Below are 4,470 nucleotides of genomic sequence, written 5' to 3' on the forward strand. Positions count from 1 at the left end.
GAAGAACGGCAACGAGATCTCGGTTCGGAAAAGACGAAGAGTGTCCAGTTTCAAAGCGGTTCGCGACTAGCTGACTGCAATGGCGCGAAGGGTTCCGGCTGCCTATTTTAGCGGTTCGAGCTCCGCGCGCTGCGGGCCACATGCGCCGCTTGGACCTAGGGCATCAGATGCTTGAATATCCAGCTTAGCACACCACCGCTCGACTCCCCGCTCGTCCTGCCAACGAGAGGCATCGCATGGAAATCCATCACCTGGGTCATTCTCGGGCGGTGCATCGCTTTGATGAATTCGTCTATGACACTCCTTGCAGAGAGCCACGAGTTCGAACAGGAATTCTTCTTCCAGATGAGCATATGTCAGGTGATGGACCTCATTTGCGGCTCTATCGCCGCAGCCCTCGCACTGTCCATTGGCACGCTTGAGGACTTTAGAACGCCGCGCCTGCCATTCCGGCGAATTGAGGTAGGCGTCGTATGCACCCCACCACGTGCTGTCTCTAACCTTTTGCTTGCGTACATGGCGCTGAATAACATCCGCGTATTCGCGCTCGCGATTGTCCTTATATCGTTGTGGCAATACTTCGTCGTTGGACCTCAGTGGGAGCTGACGTCTTGGAAATCGCCTGCCCAATCAACGCCCCACACGAATCACATTGAAACCTGATGTCAGAGGACTCATTTAATAGCCCATTGCCCCTACATGGCGGCCCGATTGACCCAACTGAACGGCCCGCTGCTGAAATCAGGTCGATACGTGCCCTGACCGAGGAGGTTCCCGATCAGGGGCTGATCGGCAATTTCAGCAGCGGAAGGCGGAGGTCTCGGGTGGAAACACGGGTTCCCGGAGCGGCGGCAGGCTGCCGAAATTCCTGATGTCGTAAGTCTTGCCGATCACAAGTTCGGACTTGCGAGAGCATCGATCGACCCGGCGATGCCACGCCGGAATCTCATGGACGAGCAGATGCGACGACTGGTGGTCGTCGAGTTCGATAGCGTGAATCCCGCGGTCGCTTCGACGCCATCCAGTTCGGCTGTGGGTGGCGGCAGCAGGCCGAGGAGCGGCCAAGCGGTGTCTTCGGAGATTTCGTCGCCGGAGATGCTGTATCGGAACCGGCCGCAAGCGCTGGCGACGGTCATCCTAGTCGAGCGCACATCAACGATCCCTTCGATCAGGCAGGTCAATTCTTTCGATATGATCCGGTCGATTACGTAGGTCCGTCCTTGGCTCATGCGTCGCTCCTCACTGGTGGAATGCCAGTGTCGCGGCTTGGGTCGCAAGGGTCGCTACCAACCGTTCCGCCCGGCGTTCCCATGGAAAACGTATGGGCGATCACACGACAGATCCTCCACATAGGACGGCAGGGAAGGCCGAGCGGGTTGCCCTCGCTTTGTCCGGTGGCGGGTCACGTGCCATGGCCTTCCACCTGGGATGCCTGAAGGCCCTCCACGAGGCCGGCTTGCTGAAGCAGACTTCGGTCATCTCGTCGGTCTCGGGCGGAAGCGTGATCGCGGCTCTCTATTGCAGTCACCCGGGTGACTTCGCCGATTTTGAACGGAGGGTGCGCGAGCTGCTGCAACGCGGATTCGTCTGGCCTTCCCTAGGGACGGCTCTGACGACACTGGAGGGTGTGAAGGCAGCCGCAACCTTCGCTCTTCTGGCAATCGATCGGCTGGCCGCATTCGGCGCCCGCTTGATCCTGGCCTGCCTGCGGCTGCCGTTCAGGTCCCGATGGAGGTGGCTCAAGGAGTCGCCGTTCCGACGTCGTGGATCTGGGGGTCTAGGCTGCCTACTCGTATTCTTTGGGGATTGAACGTGGCGCGGGTATCGACGCAAGACAGTCCTTCTCGGTCGCATAGAACTTAACCGTCACGGTGGTTCCGCCTCGATCCAATGTCACCGATACCGCAACCAAACTCCCATTAGCATCTCGGGTTTCGCGGGACGTCGCCCCTCCCCCAACCTCCCCGAGCCTCAGCATTGCCGCAGGTGTCAAATTATCGGTGCAGCGGTCGCCGCCTCGCTCTACCGCATACCAACCAGCATTCGCACTAACAGGGAACGAAATAGCGATAAGGATGGCGAGGGATTGAAGTTTCACGGTCGCTCTCAAAAGGTTGGTCAACGAAGTCCCCACTAAGACCGAGCAGGATGGAGGTAAAGTGCGGATTTGATCGTGAGCAACACCAGCCCCACGGCTTCATCAAAATGGGTGGTGCGGTTCGCGAGGGTCGCCGGGCCGGCCCGCGCTGCCAGTTAGCAGAGGACTGCAAATCCAAATCCTTTGCCTCAGCAAGGCGGCACGATTAATGAGGTGGCGGAAGCGTGGCAGAGTGGATGAATGCTCCGGACTTGAACTCCGGCAAGCCTGCAAGGGCTCCGTGGGTTCGAATCCCCCCGCTTCCGCCAGGTTGAGGCCAAGGGATTTTAAGTCCCTTTCGTCTCCGCCACGCAGGCTAGAGCAGCAGCCTTCCCAGCTGAATTCGGAGTCGAACCCCAGTGGTGGTAGCGGAGAAGGGATTCGAACCCCCGTAGAGGTTCGATACCCCTAGGCTGAATCGAACCTCTGACCCCAGATTCGTAGGCTGGTCGTCTGGCTGACCGGGGATCAGAGGCAGGTAACCGAGTTCCCATACTGGGTGCAGGTCACGGGTGCCGGCGATGCCGCTCTCTCCAGAAGAAGGAGAGACTGTTGGGAATCTGCTCGGCGATTGATTTCACTTATTATGTACGACGTTACCTCGGCCATTTCTGCGTCGGACTGAGCCAAGGTAATTTGACCTGCATCCACGCGCTCAAAGCTTGCGGTTCTTTTGGCCCCCTTCAACCTAAAGAGGTCCCCGTAGACACCTAGAGTAAGGGGCAACTCCGCCTGCTCCAGGCATCGGCCGTAGGCGACCAAGGATTTTAGTTCCTTGGCCTTAAACCTAGCTGCACACTCTTTACGGCCGGCTGCCACAAGAGGGTCCGGCTTGGTGTCCGTTGTAACGCAGCCTGCCAAGGCCAAACCAACAAGAAGCATAATATAACGCATCTACCCTACTCTCTGGCCACCAGCCCGCGCCCATTCTCTAACCCAAGCGTAGCGGTTCACATACCCGACAGAGCAGTGCCTTCCAAGCCATCGGAGTCGAACCCCTAGTGGTGGTAGCGGAGAGGGATTTGAACCCCGTAGGGGTTCGATACGGCCTAGGGAATCGAACCTCTGACCTCCAGATTCGTAGTCAGGGCATCAATCGGCCTTTGACCCGCGGCGCATCATTCCCCGGTATGGGCCTCAGTTACACCAACTCCGGCGGGCGCCGTTCCACCGCCGCGCCAGACCTTCACGGACCAGCGCGTCGGCCACGGACCGACCGTCGCGCTCGATGCGGCGCAGCTTGCGCCCATAGACGTCCTCGTCCCGCCCGCCCGCGGCAACGATGCGGAAGTGCCCCGCGTTCATGAGTTCGACGAGGCGGTGTTTAGCGCGGTCGCCAAGGGCCGCTTCCGCCGCGCATTTGGGTTCAGTGATCTCCGGCGCGTCGATATCCGCGATTCTGATCTTCACGCCGCTGTAGAGAATGGTGTCGCCATCGATCACGCAGTTCTGCCGGTTCAGAAACCCGCAGACCGCAAACTCTCCGCTCAACGCATCGACGGAGGATGAGGCGGTGGGCGCATAATGGGAGAGGGTCGTCCCGCCGGGGCCGACGCTGAGCGCGATGACCTGCCGGGGCTCTGGACGGTCGTTGTAGTGATAGCGCGCCGAGGCCAGGCCGATCACCGCCAGGACCGCCAATGTCGCCACCCAAGGAAAGGCGCGCAGCTGTGCGGGCAGCCGGCTCGGTCTCCTCGCTCCGCGCCGGCGCCGGAATTGTGAGACGTTCCCCAAGGCATCCTTCCGTTCGCTGTCGGAGGGAAGCGTGGCGGATTCCGCCGTCGAACTCCAGCAGTTTCAATTTCGCCGTGGCCGTGTCGGTCAACCGGGCGATCCGGTATGCTCACAACGTCGGCCACGGCTCGATAACCGGAAGTCTGGAAATCGGTTTCGAAGGTGGGAAGTTCGACATCAGCGTCAATTTCAATGTAAGCTTCCATGTCGGGGGCGCCGAGATTGCCGCGCGCGATGCGGAACTTTATGCGAAGACCCTGCATATCGTGAAGCTGAAGGCCCAACTGGCGGCTTTGCGCCGGGCCCGGTTCGGCCGCTCCTCAGAGAAGCTCGAACGGGAGATCGAACAGCTTGAACTACTGATCGGAACGCTGGAGGCCGACGAGGCGGAAGCAGCCGCACCGCGCGAGACGATCAGCGCCCGGCCGGAATCCACCAAGGGTCGTTCCGGCCGCAGACCTCTTCCGGATCACCTGCCGCGCGAAGAGGTCATGCACGAGGCACCGTGCGCCTGCCCGCAATGCGGCGGCACGCGCTTCGGCCGCATCGGCCAGGATGAGCGCGAGATCCTCGAATACGTGCCGTCCCACTTCAAGGTC

5 protein-coding genes and 1 tRNA gene are annotated in these 4,470 nt (G+C 60.4%); 4 read left to right on the forward strand and 2 right to left on the reverse strand.

Annotation, left to right across the window (positions count from 1 at the left end):
- Positions 1–171 precede the first annotated feature (171 nt).
- Complete coding sequence (locus FEZ63_RS16755; RefSeq protein WP_150946563.1) at positions 172–663, forward strand: hypothetical protein; 492 nt, start codon at positions 172–174, stop codon at positions 661–663.
- A gap of 227 nt (positions 664–890) precedes the next feature.
- On the opposite strand, the gene FEZ63_RS16760 is transcribed toward FEZ63_RS16755, so the two are convergent.
- Positions 891–1,229: a hypothetical protein gene (locus FEZ63_RS16760; RefSeq protein ID WP_150946564.1), complete on the reverse strand. Its 339-nt coding sequence runs from the start codon at positions 1,227–1,229 to the stop codon at positions 891–893.
- Between the two features lie 92 nt (positions 1,230–1,321).
- Between FEZ63_RS16760 and FEZ63_RS16765 the strand changes: the two genes are divergently transcribed.
- On the forward strand, positions 1,322–1,810 hold the full coding sequence (locus FEZ63_RS16765) for a patatin-like phospholipase family protein (protein ID WP_150946566.1): 489 nt from the start codon (positions 1,322–1,324) through the stop codon (positions 1,808–1,810).
- A gap of 506 nt (positions 1,811–2,316) precedes the next feature.
- Positions 2,317–2,406, forward strand: a tRNA-Ser gene (locus tag FEZ63_RS16770).
- 868 nt (positions 2,407–3,274) lie between these two features.
- On the opposite strand, the gene FEZ63_RS16775 is transcribed toward FEZ63_RS16770, so the two are convergent.
- Entirely contained in the window at positions 3,275–3,778 is a 504-nt protein-coding gene (locus tag FEZ63_RS16775; protein ID WP_150946568.1) for a thermonuclease family protein, read from the reverse strand.
- Positions 3,779–4,047: 269 nt separating this feature from the next.
- Here FEZ63_RS16775 and FEZ63_RS16780 point away from each other — a divergent pair.
- Positions 4,048–4,470 (forward strand): IS66 family transposase (locus FEZ63_RS16780; protein ID WP_420846294.1); only part of this gene is annotated, 423 nt, incomplete at its 3' end.

Origin of the sequence: Microvirga brassicacearum, from assembly GCF_008757455.1 — a bacterium.
In the GTDB taxonomy this organism is placed as follows: Bacteria; Pseudomonadota; Alphaproteobacteria; order Rhizobiales; family Beijerinckiaceae; genus Microvirga; species Microvirga brassicacearum.

Coding starts and splice junctions, on each gene's coding strand:
- FEZ63_RS16760 (WP_150946564.1), bottom strand. CDS start 1,229: ATGAGCCAAGGACGGACCTACGTAATCGACCGGATCATATCGAAAGAA.
- FEZ63_RS16765 (WP_150946566.1), top strand. CDS start 1,322: ATGGGCGATCACACGACAGATCCTCCACATAGGACGGCAGGGAAGGCC.